Here is an 18535-nt window from a genome sequence, read left to right on the forward strand (position 1 = left end):
CCTCATGCTAGGGCTACCCCGACCGACGGCCCCGCGTCCGCGTGACGGTGGTCGGCGCTCCGGGCCGCGGACACGAGGGCGGCGTAGCCCCGCCCGCTGTCCTTGACCGTGCGCACCTGGGTGGCGTGGTCGACGTGCACGATCCCGAACCGCTTGGCGTAGCCCCAGGCCCACTCGAAGTTGTCGAGCAGCGACCACGCGAAGAAGCCGCGCACGTCGGCGCCCTGGGCGACCGCGTCGGCGACGGCCGCCACGTGGGCCGCGACGAAGGCCGTGCGCTCCACGTCGTGCACCCGGCCGTCGGCGGTGACGACGTCGGCGTACGCGGCCCCGTTCTCGGTCACGTGCAGGGCCAGTCCGGGGTGCTCGGTGGCGAGCCGCACCAGCAGGCGCGTGAGCCCGGCCGGGTTGACCTCCCAGCCCATCTCGGTCAACGGCAGGTCGCGCGTCACCGAGCCGACGTGCTCGCTCCCGACGAACGGCGAGCGCGTCGGCTTCTCCGTCGGCCGCAGCCCGCCGGGCCCGCTCTGCGGGTGACCGGTGACGCAGTCGTCGTGGTAGTGGTTCACGCCGAGGAAGTCGAGCGGCTGCGCGATCGTCTCGAGGTCGCCGGGGAGGACCACCTCCTCCAGCCCGAGCCCGGCCACGTCGGCCAGGAAGTCCTCGGGGTAGCGCCCGTGCAGCACGGGGTCGAGGAACGCGCGGTTCCAGAGGGCGTCGACGCGGCGGGCCGCGTCGACGTCGACCGGGTCGTCCGGGTCGGCGGGGACCGCGGTCGTGAGGTTGAGGCTGATCCCGACCTGCAGGTCCGGCTGCCCGGCCCTGAGCTCGCGCAGCCGCAGCGACGCGAGCCCGTGGGCGAGGTGCTGGTGGTGCAGCGCGGCCAGCGCCGCCGCCGGGTCCTGGCGGCCCGGCGCGTGCTCGCCCGAGGCGTGGCCGATGAACGCCGAGCAGAAGGGTTCGTTGAACGTCGTCCAGCGGCGTACGCGGTCGCCGAGGACCGAGTGCACGTCCTCGACGTAGCGGACGAAGCGCTCGGCGGTCTCGCGGGCGGTCCAGCCGCCCCGCTCCTCGAGGGCCTGGGGCAGGTCCCAGTGGTAGAGCGTCAGGAACGGCACCACGTCGCGGGCCAGCAGCTCGTCGACGAGGCGGTCGTAGAAGGCGAGGCCGGCGTCGTTGCGGTACCGGTCGCCGGGGCGCACCCGCGCCCAGCTGACCGAGAACCGGTACGCGTTCAGCCCCAGCTCGCCGAGCAGCGCGATGTCGGCGGGCATCCGGGCGAGGTGCTCGACGCCGCGCTCCGGGGTGTCGCCGTCGGCGACGTTGCCCGGGACGCGGGCGAAGGCGTCCCACACCGAGTCCTCGCGGCCGTCGGTGTGCACGGCGCCCTCGATCTGGCCGGCCGAGGTCGCGGCTCCCCAGAGGAAGCCGGAGGGCCAGGCGGTGGCGGCGACCGTCCGGAGCGCCGGGGCCGGGACGACCGCCGCGTCGGTGGGCAGCAGGACGGCGCTCATCCCTTCACCGCCCCGGTCATGATCCCGCTGATGAGCTGCTTGCCGGCCACGACGAAGAGGACCAGCAGGGGGAGCGTGGCCAGCACGGCGCCGGTGAGCACCACCGGGTAGTCGACGTAGCGGGCCGACTGCAGCTGGCTCAGCGCCACCTGCAGGGTCGGGTTCTGCGGGACGACGAGCAGCGGCCACAGGTAGTCGGTCCACGCGGTCATGAAGGTGAACAGCCCGAGCACCGCGAGCGCCGGCCGCGCCGCGGGCAGGCCCACGTGCAGGAAGCAGCCGAACGTCGACGCCCCGTCCACGCGCGCCGCCTCGACGAGCTCGTCGGGGACGACGCTGACCAGGTACTGGCGCATGAAGAAGACGCCGAACGCGGTGACCAGCGTCGGCACGACGACCGCACCGAGGTGCCCGGTCCAGCCGAACGTCCGCATCAGCAGGAACAGCGGGATGATGCCGAGCTGCGTCGGCACCGCGAGGGTCGCCACGACGAAGACCATCAGCCCGCCCTGGCCGCGGAAGCGCAGCTTGGCGAAGGCGAAGCCCGCCAGCGAGGAGAAGGTCAGCACCGAGACGGTGATGATGCCGCTCACCAGCAGGCTGTTGGCCATCGCCCGCCAGAACTCGACGGTGTCGAAGACCTGGGCCGCGTTGGTCCAGAACTGGCCGCCGGGCAGCAGCGGGGGATAGGTCGAGCTGAGCGTCTCGGAGCCGTTTGACCCGACGACGAAGGACCACCACAGCGGGTACGCCGTGCCGAGGAACCAGGCCAGCAGCAGACCGTAGGTGAGGAAGCCCGGGCGGTAGCCGCCCAGCCGTCCGCGCCGACGGGTCTCCACCGCTTCGGCGGGCTGCACCGCGATCGCCGTGGGCGCGCTCGCGGCGCTCATCGGGCGACCTCCGAGCCCGTGACGCTCCCTGAGCCTGTCGAAGGGCGCTTCTTCCTGGGGGCGTCCCCCGAGGCGATCTTGCGCGAGATCGCGAAGTTCAGCAGGCCGATCGCGACGACCACGACGAACAGCAGCCAGGCCACCGCCGCGGCCTTGCCGAAGTCCCCGCGGTTGAAGGCGAGGTCCCACAGGTAGAGCACGGTGGTCTGGTACTGCCGGAAGGCGCCGCCCGGTGTGGCGCTGGTGGCGTCGAAGAGCTTGGGCTCGGTGAACACCTGCAGCCCGCCGATGGTCGCGGTGATCACCACGAAGATGATCGTCGGCCGGATGCTCGGGATGGTGATCGAGAAGAAGCGGCGGGTCGCGCCGGAGCCGTCCAGGGCGGCCGACTCGTACAGGTCCCGCGGCACGGCCTGCATCGCCGCGAGCAGGATCAGCGCGTTGTAGCCGGTCCAGCGCCAGTTGATCATGGTCGCGATCGCGAGGTGGCTGGCGAGGCGGCTCTGCTTCCACTGCACGGGGTCGATGCCGACCGCGCCGAGCAGGTTGTTGATCAGCCCGTACGTCTCGCCGAAGAGGCTGGAGAAGATCAGCGCGACGGCCACGGGCGTGACGACGTAGGGCAGCAGCACGCTCATCCGCCAGAAGGTGCTGCCGCGCAGCTGCTGGTCGAGCAGCGCCGCGAGGACGAGTGCGATCGCGACCTGCGGCACCGCGGAGAGCACGAAGATGCTCAAGGTGTTGCGCATCGAGTTCCAGAAGAGGGGGTCGACGAGCTCGGCGCGGAAGTTGGCCAGGCCGATCCAGTCGCCGGGCCCGCCGAGCAGGTCCCAGTCGTTGAGCGAGACGACGAACGTGTAGACGAGCGGGAAGAGCCCGACCAGCCCGAAGAGGACGAAGAAGGGCGCGACGTAGAGGTAGGGCGACCAGCGGACGTCGGCGCGGCTGAGGCGCTGGCGGGTCGTGAGCCGGGGGCGTACGGGCCGGCCCGGTCGGGACGCGCGGCCCGGTGGCAGCGCGGTGGTGGCGGTCATGGGTGCTCCTCGGCTCAGGGCGCGAGCGGGTTCGGGAAGGGAGGGGAGGGGGTGTCCCCGGGCCGCCGGCGAGAACCGGCGGCCGAGGACCCCCTCAGGGACGGCGGATCAGCTCTCGACGACCTGGCCGAGGGTCTTGATCGCGTTGTCCCAGGCCTGACCCGCGGGCACGCCCTTGTCGATCTCCTTGACCGCCGGTCCGAAGACCTGCGACTGGATCACCGAGTCCTGCGGGCCCTTGTGCTGCGCGGTGACGCCCTGGGCACGCTTGCCGAGGATGGTGCCGACGGGAGCGTCGTTGAAGAAGGTCGACAGCTCGTTGGTGCCGGTCACGCCGGGGTCGGTCTGCGCCTGGACGCCGCTCGGGAAGGTCCCCGCCGCCTGGAAGGCCGCGGCCTGCTGCGCGGGCTGGGTCAGCCAGTCGGCCAGCGCGGCCGCCTCGGCCGGGTGCTTGCTGGTCTTGGGCACGGTAAGGAACGAGCCGCCCCAGTTGGCCGCGCCGCCGGGGAACACGTCGGCGAAGTCCCAGCCGGTCTTGGCGTCGCCGCCGCCGGAGGTCACCTGGCCCTTGACCACGCCCAGCATCCAGCCGGGGCAGACGAAGGTCGCGAAGCTGCCGTCGGTGAAGGCCTTGCCCTTGCCCCAGTCCCACTGCGTCTGGTTGGCCGACAGGCCCTGCGACGCGGCCGTGCCGAGCTGGTCCCACAGGCCGCGGAGCGCGGCGTTGCCGTCGATGTTCAGCTTGTCGTCGGCGGTGTAGTAGCCGACCGGCTGCTGGTTGACCATGGCGTTCCAGACGAAGCCGCTCTGGTCGTAGAACGCCTTGCCGGTCTTGTCGTGGTACTGCTTGCCGACCTCGAAGAAGTTCGCCCAGCTGGCCTGGTCGCCGCCGAACAGCTCGGCCACGTCCTCCCGGTCCGACGGCAGGCCCGCCGCCTTGAACAGCGAGCGGTTGTAGCAGAGGCCCTCGGGGCCGATGTCGGTCCCGTAGCCGATCACCCGGCCCTCGGGGTCGGTGCCCTGCGCCAGCTTCCACGGGACCCAGCGGTCCTTGATGGCGTCGGCGCCCTGCTCGCGCAGGTCGGTGAACGAGCTCGACACCTTCATGACCTGGCCGAGCCAGCCCTCCTCGACGGCCTGCACGTCCGGGAGCCCGCTGCCGGCGGCCTGCTTGGTCTTCCAGTCGACGAGGGCGTTGTCGCCTGTGTCGATGTTCGTCGGCTTGATGGTGACGTCCGGGTGCGTGGCCTCGTACTGCGCGTAGAGCTTGTCGAAGCCCATGGTCCCGAAGGTGGTGACCGTGAGCTCGACCTTCTCGCCGCTCGCGGCCGAGCCGGACCCGCCCCCGGCCTCGGTGCCCGAGCCCCCGCAGCCCGTCAGGGCCAGGGCGAGCGTGGTGACTCCGGCGGCCAGCGCCGCCAGCCTGTGGTGCCTCGTCCTCATCGACATCTCTGCACTCCTTCATGGCTTCCCGGGCCGGCGCCCGATTCTGGGACCGTTCCCATGGGAACGTTCCCAGGACAGTAGGGGTCTTCCTGAGGAGGTGTCAAGAGAGCTCGGGGATCCGTCTTTGGTTGACTGGGGCGCGTGATTCCCGAGCCCTACCGCGCCGCCGCGGACCGCTACTCCGTCCAGCCCTACCGCCGTACGGGCGTGAGCGGGCTCCACCTGCCCGCCGTCTCCCTCGGCTTCTGGCACAACTTCGGCGACGACAAGCCGATCGAGACCCAGCGCGCGATCATGCGCCGCGCCTTCGACCTGGGCGTCAACCACTTCGACCTGGCGAACAACTACGGCCCGCCGTACGGCTCGGCCGAGACCAATGCCGGGCGCATCCTCACCGAGGACTTCAAGCCCTACCGCGACGAGCTCGTCATCTCGTCCAAGGCGGGCTGGGACATGTGGCCGGGCCCGTACGGCGACCTCGGCTCGCGCAAGTACCTCACCGCGAGCCTCGACCAGTCGCTGAAGCGGCTGAACCTCGACTACGTCGACGTCTTCTACCACCACCGTCCCGACCCCGGCACGCCGCTGGAGGAGACGATGGGCGCGCTCGACGCGGCCGTCCGTGCGGGCAAGGCGCTGTACGTCGGCGTCTCGTCCTACTCCCCGGAGCGCACCCTCGCCGCCGCCAAGATCCTGCGCGAGCTCGGCACCCCGATGCTCATCCACCAGCCGTCGTACTCGATGTTCAACCGCTGGATCGAGGGCGGCCTGCTCGACGCGCTCGACGAGGTCGGCGCCGGCTGCATCGCCTTCACCGCCCTGGCGCAGGGCCTGCTCACCAACCGCTACCTGAACGGCATCCCCGCCGACTCGCGGGCGGCACAGGGCAAGTCGCTCGAGGCCGAGACGATCACGCCGGAGGTCATCGAGCGCGTCAAGGGCCTGAACGACATCGCCGGCGAGCGCGGGCAGACGCTGGCGCAGATGGCGCTGGCGTGGGTGCTGCGCGACTCCCGCGTCACCAGCACGCTGATCGGCGCGAGCAGCGTCCAGCAGCTCGAGGACAACGTCGCGGCGACGAAGAACCTCGCGTTCAGCGACGAGGAGCTCAAGCGGATCGACGAGCTCGCCGTCGAGTCGGGCGTGGACCTGTGGGCCAACGCCCGCGACTCGGAGCAGTCGGAGTCGGCGGGCGACGCCTTCCACGCCTGATCCCTGACCGCCGAGAGGTAGGTTGCCGCCCCCTGCACGGGCAGATCGGCGCCGCAACCTACCGCTCGGCGGGAGGACGGTGAGGGTCCGGGAGGATGAGCCCGTGAAACCCGTCGTCGTCCTCGTCCCGCAGCCGCAGCCCGTCGAGCGGATCTTCCGTCCCGAGACCCTGGCCCGGCTCCGGGAGCGCTTCACCGTCGTCGAGCCCGAGGCTGGGGACGCCGCGGCGCTCGACGCCGCGCTGCCCGACGCCTGGGCGGTCGTCGGCCAGCCGGACCTGCCGACGGAGCGCCTGGACCGGGCGCCCGGCCTGCGGGCCGTGATCAACGTCGAGGGGAACTTCTACCCCAACGTCGACTACCCGACCGCCTTCACCCGCAGCATCCGCGTCCTGGGGTGCGGGCCCGCGTACGCCCAGGCCGTCGCCGAGCACGCGCTCGGCCTGGCGCTCGACCTGGCCCGGGGGATCAGCCGCGAGGACCGCGCCTTCCGCGAGGGGCGCGAGCGCTACCTGGGCGAGGGCAACGCCGACGCCGTGCTGCTGCGCCACGCCGACGTCGGGCTCGTCGGCTACGGCAACCTGGGCCGCGCGCTGCGGCCGCTGCTGGCCCCCTTCGCGCCGACGCTGCGCGTCTACGACCCGTGGCTGCCCGACGCCGTGCTGCGCGAGGCCGACGCGACGCCGGCCGGTCTGGACGAGGTCCTGAGCCGCAGCCGCTTCGTCTTCGTGCTGGCCACGGTCACCGGCGACAGCGAGCACCTGCTCGGCGCCCGCGAGCTCGACCTGCTGCCCGAGGGCGCCCGCCTGGTCCTGGTGAGCCGCGCCGCCGTCACCGACTACGACGCGCTGGCCGAGCGGCTGGCCGCGGGTCGCTTCCTCGCCGCGAGCGACGTCTGGCCGACCGAGCCCATGGCTGCCGACTCACCATTCCGTTCGCTGGAGGGCGTCGTGCTGTCGGCGCACCGGGCCGGCGGCATCCCGGCGGCCTTCCTCGAGATCGGCGACATGGTCGTCGACGACCTCGAGCTGATGGCCGGGGGCCTGGCCCCCGTACGGCTGCAGCAGGCCGCGCCCGAGCTGGTCGCGCGCTACCGGAACCGTCCGGCCGGCTGAGCGTCGGGCAGGATCCGCTCGAGGAGCTGGTCGAGGACGCGGTCGGTGGCGTGGCCGTCGTCCAGGCCGCACCAGCGGCGGCGGAACGCGGCGTAGCGGGCCGCGTCCTCCGCCGACGTCGCCGGCAGCGCGAGCAGCTTCTGCGCCAGCACCTCGGGGTCGAGGACGAGCTCGCCGGGACCCTCGGTGTCGAGGTCGAAGGTGAAGCCGCGCAACTGGTCGCGGTAGTGCTCGAGGTCGTACGGGTGCAGCATCAGCGGCTTGCCCGTGACCGCGAAGTCGAACATGGCCGAGGAGTAGTCGGTAACCATCGCGTCCGCGGCGAGGTACAGGTCGGCGATGTCGGGGTTGTCCGAGACGTCGACGAGGCCGGCGAGGCCGGTCCGGACCGGGCGGCGGTAGAGGTAGTAGTGCTGGCGCAGCAGGACCGTGTGCCCGGGACCCAGCCGGCGGACGAGCAGCTCCAGGTCCAGGCCGTCGGGGGCGTCGGCCTCGTCCACGGTGTCGTCGCGGTACGTCGGGGCGTAGAGCACCGCGGTGACGTCGTCGGCGATGCCCAGCTCCTTGCGCAGGGCCCCGCGGCGCCGCGCCGCGTCGGGCGCACGGAGCACGTCGTTGCGGGGGTAGCCGGACTCCATGACGGGACCGGTGTAGCCGAAGGCCTCGCGCAGCAGCACGGTGGCGGCCGGGCTCTGGCTGACCAGCGCGTCCCAGCGGTCGATGTCCTCGTCGAGCTCCCGCATCATCTCCTCGGGCGGGATGCTCGCGGCGGCGCGGTGGATCTGCTTCAGCGGTGTGCCGTGCCAGGTCTGGAGGTAGAACGCGCCCGCCGGCTTCTCCCAGCGGTCGAGCTGGATGTGGGTGTTGCTGATCAGCACGTCGGCGGTCTCGAGCGCGGCGACGGCTGCGGCGCTTCCGATGGGGACCGTGGTGACGTCGGCCGGGAAGCCGCCGACGAAGCGTTCGTCCTGCAGCCAGACGTGCTCGGCCTCGACCCCACGGGCGAGGAGACCCTGGTGGAGGGCGCGGGGGCTGTCCGCGTAGCGCCCGTTGAACGCGTTGTAGAGGATCCTCACCGATGAAGTGTGCAGGACCGCCCAAGGGGTGTGGTGCGCGCGACCGGACCCTCCACCGAGGCGGCGGCGCGGGCCCGCCGCTCAGCGCTCGTCGGAGCCCGGCAGCGGCCTGACCGTCCCGGCGATGGCGACCGCCATCGCCAGCAGCACGGCCACCGCGGTGAGGGCGCGGAGCACGCCCACGTGCTCCCCGAGGAACCCGATCAGCGGCGGTCCGCCGAGGAAGGCCAGGTAGCCCACCGAGGCGATGACGCTCACCCGGGACGCCGCGTACCGGGGGTCGTCGGCCCCGGCGCTCATCCCGACCGGGAAGCCGAGGGACAGGCCCGCGCCCCACAGCACGGCACCGGCGAAGGCGAGCGCCGGGTGACCGCCGAAGACGAACAGCAGCAGGCCGGCGACGCTCGCCGCCGCCATGACGCGGCACACGACCACGCGTCCGTACCGGTCGAGCAGGTCGGGACCGAACCAGCGCCCGGCGGTCATGGCGGCCAGGAAGGTCGCGAAGCCGAGGATCCCGACCACCCGTGAGGTGCCGTAGCCGTCGATCAGCGCCACGCTCGTCCAGTCGTTGCCGGTGCCCTCCGCGAAGGCGAAGGCGAGCACGAAGAGGCCGACCAGCAGCGTGCGCGGCTCCCGCCACGCGGCGAGGGCGCTGCGGCGCGCGGGCCCGGGCTCGTCGGGGTGCGCCTCCTCGCTGTCGGGGACGAAGCCGCGGACCAGGAACGGCACGGCGGCCGCGACGACCACACCGACGGCGACCAGGTGGGCGGTCACGCCCACGCCGAGCGCGACGAGCGCCGCACCGCTGAGCGCGCCGGCGACCGTGCCGACGCTGAAGCCGGCGTGGAACCGCGGCATGATCGCCCGGCCCACCCGGCGCTCGACGACGGCGCCCTGGACGTTCATGGCCACGTCCCACGCGCCCTGGCCGAAGCCGAAGAGGAACAGGCCGACGACGACCGGCGCCACCCCGCCGAGGTAGCCCAGCCCGATGACGACGAGGGCGACGGCGTCCACGAGGGCCATGACCTGGACGGTCCGTCGCGATCCGAACCGGGCCACGAACGGCCCGGCCAGGGGGAGCGAGATGACCGAGCCGGCCGCGATGGCCAGCAGCACCAGGCCGAGCTCGGCGGAGGAGAGCCCGAGACGGTCGCGCACCTGCGGGATCTCGGAGGCCCAGCTGGCGAAGGCGAAGCCGGTGGCGATGAAGGCCGCGTACGTGGCCCGCACCCCGACGCTCGTGGCGTCGGACCGGCTCGAGACGGGGGAGCCGGAGGGGACGGTGGGCGCGGGCACGGCAGCACTCTGCCCTGCGCCACCGACAGGAACGGGACCGTTCCGCCGCCGAGCCCGGTGCGTCCCGCCCCGAGATGCTGAGTCTGGCCATCATTCCTGAGGTTGTCCTGAGATAGGCCTCCCCACCCCTAGGGGTGGTGGACCCGGACCCGACGCCCGTGCTTGTCTGGGGACGTGGCCAGCAGCGCGCCACGTCCGTCTCGACACGAACGGAAGTGCGCTGATGCCTCTCGTCACTCTCACCCCCGCCGCCCCGGCCGACGCCGGGCTCGTGCTGCGGGCACCAGACTCCGACCGTCGCGCCGAGCTCGCTGCGCAGACCCTGGCGCTGTTCCGTCAGGCCCGGGTCGCCGACCCCGCGACGCGCCGCGTCCTCGTCGAGGAGATCGTGACGTCCCACCTCTGGCTCGCCGACGCGGTCGCCCGCCGCTTCCGCGACCGGGGCGAGGAGTCCGACGACCTCCGCCAGATCGCCCGGGCCGGGCTCGTCGAGGCCTGCGGCCGCTTCGACCCCGACCAGGGGCCGTTCACGGCCTTCGCCTTCCCCACGGTCACCGGGCTGGTCAAGCGCCACTTCCGGGACCACGGCTGGAGCATCCGGCCGCCGCGCCCGACCCAGGAGCTGTCGGCCGAGATGTGGCGCTGCTGGCCCGAGATCGCCCAGGACGTCGGGGGCGAGCCGTCGGAGCGGCAGCTGGCCGCGTCGCTCGGCGCCTCCCTCGACGAGGTGCGCCGGGCCCGCAGCGCGAGCCAGGCGTACACCTGCAGCTCCCTGGACGCCCTCGCCCAGGACCGCTCCTCCGACGACCCCGAGGGCGACCGCAGCGAGGCCCGCGTCCTGGTCGCCTCGGTCTGGTCCGAGCTCACCGAGGCCGAGCACGCGCTGCTGCGGATGCGCTTCTACGACGAGCGCTCGCAGAGCGACATCGCCGCCGAGCTCGGGACCAACCAGATGCAGGTGTCGCGGCTGCTGGCCCGCCTCATGACCAAGCTGCGCCGCCTCATCGGCTCCCTCGACGAGACCGGGGCCCGCGCCGCCGCGTGACTCTCGCGGCACCCCGACGGACGCCGCCGCAGGGGCCGGGCGAGGACCCGTACGCTCCCCGCTCGTGAGGATCCTGCTGTCGGACGTGCACGGGGGCTACACGGACGCGTTCGTCGCCGGTGCGCACGACTACGAGTTCCTGCCCGCGGTCGACGGGCGCGGAGGCCTGTCGCGGCTCGGGGACGCCGTCCCGCCGCGGGCGCGCGAGGTCGAGGCGGACGTGCTGCGCGACGACCCGCCGGACGTGGTGGTGCTGCAGCGGCCCGAGGACGCCGCGACCGTCGAGGAGCAGACCGGGCTGCGGCCCGGGCGGGACGTCCCGGCGCTGTTCCTGGAGCACAACACGCCCAAGGAGTCGGTGCCGAACACCCGCCACCCGGCCGCCGACGGCGACCTCCTCGTCGTCCACGTCACCCACCTCAACGCCCTGCTCTGGGACTGCGGCACGGCCCCGACGACGGTGGTCGAGCACGGCCTGGCCGACCCGGGGCTGCGCTACGACGGTTCGCTGCCGCACCTGGCCTTCGTGGTCAACGAGCCCGTACGCCGCTGGCGCGTCACCGGCACCGACCTCCTCACCCGCTTCGCCCCCGCGCCGGTCGACGCCTTCGGCATCGACGCCGACCTGCTGCCCGCGGCGCTGGACGACCAGCCCGGGGTGGCGTACGCCGGCAACGTCAAGCCGCCGCAGCTGCGGGACGCGCTCGTGCAGCGCCGGGCGTACCTGCACCTGAACCGCTGGACCTCGCTCGGGCTGTCGCTCATCGAGTCGATGCTGCTCGGGCTGCCCGTGGTCGTGCTCGAGACGACCGTGGCGGCGCGGACCGTGCCGCCGGCCGCCGGGGCGATCTCACCCGACCCGGCCGAGCTCGTCACCGCCGCCCGCCGGCTCCTGGCCGACCCCGACGCGGCGCGGGCCGCGGGCCTCGTCGCCCGCGAGGCCGCGCTGGAGCGGCACGGGCTGGACCGCTTCCTGGCCGACTGGGACCGGGTGCTGGCCGACGTCGCCTCGCGCTGAGCCCCAGCAGGTCAGGAGGTCGGGGAGGTCGAGGGGTTGAGCGGCGCGCACCCGGGGTAGGGGGCTGGCGTGCCGCGCACCGCGAACGACCCCGACGCCGCGACGAGGACCGTCCGGGACGTGGTTCCCGGCGTCCACCTCGTCACCCACGGCCACACGAACTGCTACGTCGTCGAGGACGCCGCCGGCAGCGGCGTCACGCTCGTCGACGCCGCCTTCCCCGCGACCTGGGCGCTGGTGCGCGAGTGCCTCGCCGACGTCGGCCGGAGCGCCTCCGACGTGAAGGCCCTGGTGATCACGCACGGCCACTTCGACCACGTCGGCTTCGCCAGCCGGCTGCAGCGCTCGTGCGGGGTGGAGGTCTGGGCGCACGCCGGGGACGCGCACATCCTGCGCCACCCCTACCGCTACCGGCCCGAGCGGCCGCGGGCGCTCTACCCGCTCACCCACCCGCGGGCGCTGCCCGTGCTGGGGTCCATGGTCGCGGCCGGCGCGCTGCGGGTGCCGGGGCTCGAGCCCGACCACCTGGTCGAGGGCCGGACGGTGCTCGACCTGCCGGGGCGGCCCGAGCTGGTGCCCACGCCGGGGCACACCGACGGCGAGGTCGTCGTGCACCTGCCCGACCACGGGGCCGTGCTGACCGGCGACGCGCTGGTCACGCTCGACATCTACACGGGCCGTCGCGGTCCCCGCGTCGTCGCCCGCGGGGCCACGAACGACGCGGCGACCGCCCTCGACTCCCTGGGCGCCGTCGCCGAGCTCGACGTCGGCGCCGTGCTCACCGGCCACGGCCAGCCCTGGCTGCAGGGCAGCGTCGTGGCCGTCGACCTCGCCCGGGCCGCGGGAGTGGCCTGAGGACTGCACTTCCTAGCGCCAGGCGGCAGTGGGCCCTCAGCCCCACGCTCAGTCAGGACCGGCAGGCCCGACTGGCGCTAGAAAGTGCAGCGGGTGGCCGATCAGGGCCAGGAGGTCTCGACCGAGCTGGCCACGACGAGCTCGCGCACCTCGCAGCCGGCCGGCTGCGACAGGGCGAAGACGACCGCCGCGGCGGTGTCCTCGGGGCGGTTCAGGACCGCGTCGGCGCCCGGCTTGTACTGCGCGTCGCGGTCGTCGAAGAAGTGCGTGTGCATGCCGCCGGGGATCAGCAGCGTGACGCCGATCTGGCCGGCGGTCTCTGCGGCCAGCGAGCGGGTGAAGCCGACCACGCCGAACTTCGACGCGCAGTACGCGGTCGCGTCGCCCACGGCCTTGATCCCCAGCGTCGAGGCGACGGTGACGATGCGGCCGTGGCTGGCCTTGAGGTAGGGCAGCGCGGCGCGGGCGACGGCCGCGGTGCCGAAGAGGTTCACCATGACGATCTTCTCCCAGGAGGGGCCGTCGATCCCGTCGAGCGGCGCCGGGAAGTCGATGCCCGCGGCGGTGAGGACGCCGTCGAGGCGGCCGCCGTTCGCCTCGACGACGTCGCGGACGGCCTGCTCGGCCGCGCGCGGGTCGGACAGGTCGACCTCGGCGTACGCCCCCTCGGGCAGGTCGGCCGACGGCCGGGCGAGGTCGAGGACGAGCGGGGTGCCGCCGGCCGCGAGCACGGCCTGGACCGTCGCGGCGCCGAGGCCCGAGGACCCGCCCGTGATCAGGACGGTGCCGAGGCCGGTGCGGCCGGTGGCCGAGGTGTCGGTGCTCGTCTCGGTGCTGGTCTGAGGGGGCGTCGTGGTCGACGTCATGGGGTCTCCTTCGTGGGGTGGTCGTGCGGGGTCGTCGCACGCGAGGCGTGGACGAGGCGGGTGGTCGAGTAGCCGTCGACGACGGGGAGCAGCACGACCCGTCCGCCCGCCGCCTCGACGACGGCGGCCTCGGGGATCGGCTGGTCGGTGTAGTCGCTGCCCTTGACCCAGACGTCGGGTCGCAGGCGGGCGAGCACCTCGGCCGGGGTGTCCTCGTCGAAGACGACGACCCCGTCGACGCTGGCCAGCGCGGACAGCACGCGGGCGCGGTCGTCCTGGGAGACCAGCGGGCGGTCCGGGCCCTTGGCCCGGGCGACGGAGGCGTCGGAGTTCAGGCAGACGACCAGCGCGTCGCCGAGGGCCCGGGCGGCCGTGAGCAGGCTGACGTGGCCGCGGTGCAGCAGGTCGAAGCAGCCGCCGGTCGCGACCACCGTGCCGCCGGCGGCCCGCACCTGCTCGACGGTGGCGAACGGGTCGGCCGGCTCCGGCCGGTCGCTCGAGGTGGCGTAAGGGACCTCGGTCGAGACGGCGGTCGCCGCCCCGGCGCGGACGAAGGCCGTGGCCCGCCCGACCGCGGTGCGGACGCTCTCGTACGGCGCCTGGCCCTCGAGCAGGGCGACGGCCGCGGCGGTGGCGAAGGCGTCGCCCGCTCCGCAGGTGTCCAGCCGGCCGGCGTGCGGGGTACGCCCGGCGGCGTCGCGCGGCTCGGCCTCGGAGCCGGGCTCGTCGAGCGGCACGTGGGTCTCGGTGTCGCCCTGCACCAGCAGCGCGCCCTGCGCGCCGAGGGTGACGGCGATCGCCCCGGCCTGCCAGAGCCGGCCGAGCACGCGCCCCTGGTCGGCGGTGCCGTCGACCCCGCCCAGGGCGCGGGCCTCGCTGAGGTTGGGCGTGACGAGCGCGCAGCCCGGGACCGGGGCGGAGCCGCGCGGGTGCGGGTCCCACACCACGGGGACGTCGCGGGCGCGGAGGGCCAGGTGCTCGCGCAGGTCGTCGAGCCCGGTCACCCCGCGGCCGTAGTCGGCCACGAGCACGGCGCCGGCCCGGTCGAGGGCGTCGAGCGCGGCCTGCGGCACCGGGGCGTCGAGCGCGCGGCCGCGGCCCACGTCGAGGCGGGTCACCGGCACACCGTTGGCCAGCACGCGGGTCTTGCGGCTCGTGCCCCCCGTCAGCGGCAGGGCGACGACCTCGACGAGCCCGGCCAGCATCGCCCGGAGGCGGTCGGCCGACTCGTCGACGCCGACGGCGGTGACGAGCACGACCTCGTGGCCCGAGCGGGCGGCCAGCAGCGCGGCGAGCCCGGCACCGCCGGGGCGCTGCCACTCGCGCGCGACGTCGACCACGGGCACCGGGGCGTCCGGCGCCAGCCGCTCGGAGCTGCCCTCCAGGTCGACGTCGAGGAGGGTGTCGCCGACCACCACCAGGGGGCGGCGCTCCTGCGGCGCGCTCACGCCGCGGTCGGGGGCTGGACGCCCAGGCCGTGGTCGAGCGCGACGCACAGCGCGTGCACCAGGCTCAGGTGGATCTCCTGCACGGTCGCGGTCGTGGGGGCGTCGACGGCCACCGCGTCGTCGGCGAGCGAGGCGAGCGGGTTCGGGCCGGGACCGGTCAGCGCCCAGACCGTGACGCCGGCCTCGAGCGCGGCCTTGGCCGCGGCGACGACGTTGGGGCTCGTGCCGCTGGTCGAGAAGGCCACGAGGACGTCGCCGGGGCGGCCCCAGGCGGTGACCTGGCGGGCGTACACCTCGTCGAAGCCGTAGTCGTTGGCGATCGCGGTGTGGGCGGCGGAGTCGGCGCAGAGCGCGACGGCCGGCAGCGGGCGCCGGTCGTGACGGAAGCGGCCGACGAGCTCGCCGGTCAGGTGCTGGGCCTCGGCGGCGCTGCCGCCGTTGCCGCAGGCGATCAGGTGCGCGCCGGCCTCGTAGCGCCGCGCCAGCTCGGCGCCCCAGGCGCTGACCGTCCCGGCGTAGGCGCCGGCACGACCGGCGGCCTCGGCCAGCGCGGCCAGGTGCTCGGCGACGAGCCCGACGCTGCCGGCGGGGGAGAGGTCGCCGACGACCTCCTCCGGGGCGGTGTCGAGCGGGGTGGTGGTGTCAAGAGACATGGTCGACCTCGCGGGGACGGGCCGGCGCGGGAGTGCCGGCGGGTGGGGTGCGGCGGAGCGACGCCACGGCGGCGACGACGGAGGCGGGCGAGACGGCGTCGAGGCAGGGGTGCCCGGCGACCGGGCAGTGGCGGGCACGGGTCAGGCGGCAGGGCGCCGACTGGTCGCCGAGCAGGACGACGGGCACGCCGTACGGCGCCCAGCGCTCGGGCGGCACGACGGGGGCGAAGAGCGACACGACGGGCGTGCCGACGGCGGCGGCGAGGTGCGCGGGACCGGTGTTCGGGGCGACCACGACCTCGGCGCCCCCGAGCACGGCCGCCAGCCCGGCGAGGTCCACGGCGCCGGTCAGGTCGAGGGCGAGCCCGCCCGCGACGAAGCCGGTCAGCGTCGACTCCGCCGGCGACCCGGTGACGACGACGCGGTGGCCGGCCTCGACCAGCGCGGCGACGGTCGCGCGGCTCTGCTCCGCGCCCGGGCGGCGCGCCGGGGCGTCGGCGCCCGGGTGGTAGACGAGGTAGTCACCCTCACCCACCAGCGATCCGACGTCGGGCAGCGGCCCGCGCACGGCGAGGGTGGCCGGCCCGTCCAGGGTGAAGCCGGCAGCGCGGGCCAGCGACAGCGCCCGCTCGCTCTCCGGCACGTCGGCGGGCTCGACGGGCATCTGGTGGCGCAGGTCGAGCAGCGAACCCGGGTAGTCCTCGCTGATGGCGCCCAGCCAGCCCACGCCGGCGAGACGGAGCAGCAGGGCCAGCGGCAGCGGCGACTGGTGGAAGGAGGTCAGGATCAGCCCGGCGTCGACGCCGGCCTCGCGGACCTCGCGGACGAGCGTGTCGACCGCCGCCGCGTCCAGGGCGCCGGGGTCGGGCACGACCCAGGGGGCGGCGTACTCGATGACGTCGTCGACCCCCGGCAGCAGCCGCGCGACCGCACCCCGGCCGCGACCCACGAGCATGGTGACGCGCTCGGCCGACGCGGCCACGGCGCGCACCGCCGGTCCGGCCAGGAGGATGTCGCCGACGCTGTCGAGGCGGGCGACGAGCACGTGGCCGTGCGGGGCTGGGGCTCTCACGCGTGGACCTCGGGGACCGCGAGGGCGAGGGCCACGGCGGCGCGCAGGTCGGGGGCGACCATCGCGTGCTCGCGGGCGTGCTCGACCTCCTCCGCCCGGGTGACGGGCGTGGGGACGAGGACCGCGCGGGCCCCGGCGGCGAGCGCGGCACCGACGTCGGCCCCGATGTCGCCGATCACGACGCAGCCGCGCGGGTCGACGCCGAGGGCCGCGGCGGCGGCGAGGACCATCCCGGGCGCCGGCTTGCGGCAGCCGCACCCGTCCTCGGGCCCGTGGGGGCAGACCTGCCAGGTGCCGAACGGCCCGAGCAGCTCCTCGACCCGGGCGTTCACGGCGTCGAGCTCGGCGGGGGTGATCAGGCCGCGGGCGAGACCGGACTGGTTGCTGACCACGCCGGTCGGGACATAGCGGGCCCGCAGCGCGTCGAGCACCTCGCGGGCGCCGTCGACGGGCGCGACCAGGGCCGGGTCGCGGTTGTAGGGCACGTCGTGCACGAGCGTGCCGTCACGGTCGAAGAGGACCGCCTGCGCACCTCGGAGCTGTCCGGCGAGCGGCCTCACGCCGGTCCCAGCACGGGCAGGCGCCCGGCTCCGAGCGTGGCCGCGGGTGCGGACCCCAGCGCCGCGACCGCCCGGTCGTAGACCTCGGCCGTCGCCGCGGCCACCACGTCCCACGAGTAGAGCGAGCGTGCCCTGACGACACCCGCCCGCCCGTACGCGGCCCGGCGCTGCGGGTCGGCCAGCAGGCCGCCCAGGGCCGCGGCCAGCGCCGCCGGGTCCTGCGGCGGGACCAGCAGGCCGGTCTCGCCGTCGGCCACGCTGTCGAGCATCCCGCCGACGGCCGAGGCGACGACGGGCACGCCGCAGGCCATGGCCTCCAGCGGCACCAGGCCGAAGGGCTCGTACCAGGGGGAGCAGACGACGACGTCGGCGGTGCAGAGCAGCGCGGGCATCAGGAAGTGCCCGACCTGCCCGGCGAACTGCACCCGGTCGGCCACCCCGAGCTCCGCGGCGAGCGCCTCGAGGCGGAGCCGCTCGACCTCGACGCCGTCGGTGGCGTGGCCGCCGGCGATGACGAGCTCGACGCCCGGCAGGTCGACCAGGGCCTCGACGATCGTGGCGTAGCCCTTGCGCGGGACGAGGCGCCCGACGCTGACGATGCGGTGCGGCTGGCGCCGCGGCGGGTGGTCCAGCGGGGCGGCGCCGGTGGTGAAGTGACGCACGTCCACGCCGCAGGGCACGACGTCGACGCGGTCCAGGTCGACCCCCATCGCCGCGAGCTCGGCGACCTCGTCGCGGCAGGTCGCGACGACGCCGGTCGCGCGGCGAGCCACCGTGAGCTCGACGTCCAGGCGGTCCGCGGGACTGGTGTCCGCCGCGCCCTGGTGGCGGCGCTTGACCGAGCCGAGGGCGTGGAAGGTGACGAAGGTGGCGATCCCGAGACCGCGGGCGGCGCGCGTGGCCGCCCAGCCCGACATCCAGAAGTGCGCGTGCACGACGTCGGGGCGGAGGACCTCGAGGTGGGTGCGCAGGGCGGTGGCGAAGGCCGGCATCAGCGGCCAGAGGTCGTCCTTGGGCAGCACCTGCGCCGGTCCGGCGTCGAGGTGGACGACGTCGTACGCGTCGTCGGTGCGGACGGTCGCGGGCAGCCCGGGGTCGTCGCGGCGGGTGTAGACGACCACCTCGTGGCCGAGCCGGGTCAGGCCGCTGGCGAGCTCGGCGACGTGGACGTTCTGCCCGCCCGCGTCGACCGCGCCGATCGCCGCCAACGGGGAGGCGTGCTCGGACACCAGAGCGATCCGCAACACCATCTCCCCTCGACCGACCTGTGGACCTTCCCTTCGTGCTACCCCTGCTCCTCGCTCCGAAACAGCAGGCCGTGTGACGGTCCTGTGACGTGCGCCGCCCCCACCGCCGACCAAGGGTGACTTCGGGAGGTCGTGGGCCCAGTTCATCAGAGAACGGCGCCAGCGGTCCTGACGCCGCCGTCC

Annotated in this window: 17 protein-coding genes; 5 read left to right on the top strand and 12 right to left on the bottom strand. The window is 74.6% G+C overall.

The window, feature by feature from the left end:
• Positions 1 to 2 precede the first annotated feature (2 nt).
• The 4 genes from BLU42_RS19115 to BLU42_RS19130 form a co-directional block, all read right to left on the bottom strand.
• Complete coding sequence (locus BLU42_RS19115; protein ID WP_091078250.1) at positions 3 to 1514, bottom strand: GH1 family beta-glucosidase; 1512 nt, start codon at positions 1512 to 1514, stop codon at positions 3 to 5.
• Positions 1511 to 2404 (bottom strand): carbohydrate ABC transporter permease, encoded by an 894-nt coding sequence (locus BLU42_RS19120; protein ID WP_091078253.1) that lies wholly within the window; start codon positions 2402 to 2404, stop codon positions 1511 to 1513. The genes BLU42_RS19115 and BLU42_RS19120 overlap by 4 nt, the downstream gene beginning before the upstream one ends.
• Positions 2401 to 3438 carry a carbohydrate ABC transporter permease gene (locus BLU42_RS19125; protein ID WP_091078255.1) on the bottom strand — a complete coding sequence of 346 codons (1038 nt, stop codon included), beginning with the start codon at positions 3436 to 3438 and terminating at the stop codon, positions 2401 to 2403. The genes BLU42_RS19120 and BLU42_RS19125 overlap by 4 nt, the downstream gene beginning before the upstream one ends.
• A 108-nt stretch (positions 3439 to 3546) precedes the next feature.
• Entirely contained in the window at positions 3547 to 4887 is a 1341-nt protein-coding gene (locus BLU42_RS19130) for an ABC transporter substrate-binding protein (RefSeq protein ID WP_197680522.1), read from the bottom strand.
• A gap of 138 nt (positions 4888 to 5025) precedes the next feature.
• Here BLU42_RS19130 and mgrA point away from each other — a divergent pair, with 138 nt between their 5' ends.
• Entirely contained in the window at positions 5026 to 6096 is a 1071-nt protein-coding gene (mgrA, locus tag BLU42_RS19135) for an L-glyceraldehyde 3-phosphate reductase (protein ID WP_269458001.1), read from the top strand.
• A 103-nt stretch (positions 6097 to 6199) separates the two neighbouring features.
• Entirely contained in the window at positions 6200 to 7210 is a 1011-nt protein-coding gene (locus BLU42_RS19140; protein ID WP_231918314.1) for an NAD(P)-dependent oxidoreductase, read from the top strand.
• On the opposite strand, the gene BLU42_RS19145 is transcribed toward BLU42_RS19140, so the two are convergent.
• A complete protein-coding gene (locus BLU42_RS19145) occupies positions 7186 to 8286 on the bottom strand; it encodes a CDP-glycerol glycerophosphotransferase family protein (protein WP_091078261.1) in 1101 nt (366 codons plus the stop codon). The two genes, BLU42_RS19140 and BLU42_RS19145, sit on opposite strands and share 25 nt — an antisense overlap.
• A gap of 81 nt (positions 8287 to 8367) precedes the next feature.
• Positions 8368 to 9588, bottom strand: a complete 1221-nt coding sequence (locus BLU42_RS19150) for an MFS transporter (RefSeq protein ID WP_231918315.1) — start codon at positions 9586 to 9588, stop codon at positions 8368 to 8370.
• 223 nt (positions 9589 to 9811) lie between these two features.
• On the opposite strand from BLU42_RS19150, the gene BLU42_RS19155 reads away from it, so the two are divergent.
• The 3 genes from BLU42_RS19155 to BLU42_RS19165 all read left to right on the top strand — a co-directional run bounded on the left by BLU42_RS19155 (position 9812) and on the right by BLU42_RS19165 (position 12506).
• Positions 9812 to 10633 carry a sigma-70 family RNA polymerase sigma factor gene (locus tag BLU42_RS19155; RefSeq protein WP_091078268.1) on the top strand — a complete coding sequence of 274 codons (822 nt, stop codon included), beginning with the start codon at positions 9812 to 9814 and terminating at the stop codon, positions 10631 to 10633.
• A 64-nt stretch (positions 10634 to 10697) separates the two neighbouring features.
• Positions 10698 to 11651, top strand: a complete 954-nt coding sequence (locus BLU42_RS19160; protein WP_091078271.1) for a glycosyltransferase — start codon at positions 10698 to 10700, stop codon at positions 11649 to 11651.
• 69 nt (positions 11652 to 11720) lie between these two features.
• Complete coding sequence (locus BLU42_RS19165) at positions 11721 to 12506, top strand: MBL fold metallo-hydrolase (RefSeq protein ID WP_091078275.1); 786 nt, start codon at positions 11721 to 11723, stop codon at positions 12504 to 12506.
• Positions 12507 to 12607: 101 nt separating this feature from the next.
• On the opposite strand, the gene BLU42_RS19170 is transcribed toward BLU42_RS19165, so the two are convergent.
• From BLU42_RS19170 to BLU42_RS19195, 6 genes are read right to left on the bottom strand one after another with little or no spacing between them, the layout of a single operon-like run.
• Positions 12608 to 13372 (bottom strand): SDR family oxidoreductase, encoded by a 765-nt coding sequence (locus BLU42_RS19170; protein ID WP_091078278.1) that lies wholly within the window; start codon positions 13370 to 13372, stop codon positions 12608 to 12610.
• Positions 13369 to 14820 (bottom strand): D-glycero-beta-D-manno-heptose 1-phosphate adenylyltransferase, encoded by a 1452-nt coding sequence (rfaE2, locus tag BLU42_RS19175; protein ID WP_091078282.1) that lies wholly within the window; start codon positions 14818 to 14820, stop codon positions 13369 to 13371. The genes BLU42_RS19170 and rfaE2 overlap by 4 nt, the downstream gene beginning before the upstream one ends.
• Positions 14817 to 15473 carry a D-sedoheptulose-7-phosphate isomerase gene (locus BLU42_RS19180; protein WP_091078285.1) on the bottom strand — a complete coding sequence of 219 codons (657 nt, stop codon included), beginning with the start codon at positions 15471 to 15473 and terminating at the stop codon, positions 14817 to 14819. Before BLU42_RS19180 ends, rfaE2 begins: the two co-directional genes overlap by 4 nt.
• A complete protein-coding gene (locus tag BLU42_RS19185) occupies positions 15463 to 16545 on the bottom strand; it encodes a glycosyltransferase family 9 protein (protein WP_091078287.1) in 1083 nt (360 codons plus the stop codon). The genes BLU42_RS19180 and BLU42_RS19185 overlap by 11 nt, the downstream gene beginning before the upstream one ends.
• Positions 16542 to 17105 carry an HAD-IIIA family hydrolase gene (locus tag BLU42_RS19190; RefSeq protein ID WP_231918316.1) on the bottom strand — a complete coding sequence of 188 codons (564 nt, stop codon included), beginning with the start codon at positions 17103 to 17105 and terminating at the stop codon, positions 16542 to 16544. Before BLU42_RS19190 ends, BLU42_RS19185 begins: the two co-directional genes overlap by 4 nt.
• Positions 17102 to 18334, bottom strand: coding sequence for a glycosyltransferase (locus tag BLU42_RS19195; protein WP_231918317.1), 1233 nt, complete (start codon positions 18332 to 18334; stop codon positions 17102 to 17104). Before BLU42_RS19195 ends, BLU42_RS19190 begins: the two co-directional genes overlap by 4 nt.
• Between the last annotated feature and the right edge of the window lie 201 nt (positions 18335 to 18535).

It is taken from the genome of Microlunatus sagamiharensis, assembly GCF_900105785.1.
GTDB lineage: Bacteria > Actinomycetota > Actinomycetes > Propionibacteriales > Propionibacteriaceae > Microlunatus > Microlunatus sagamiharensis.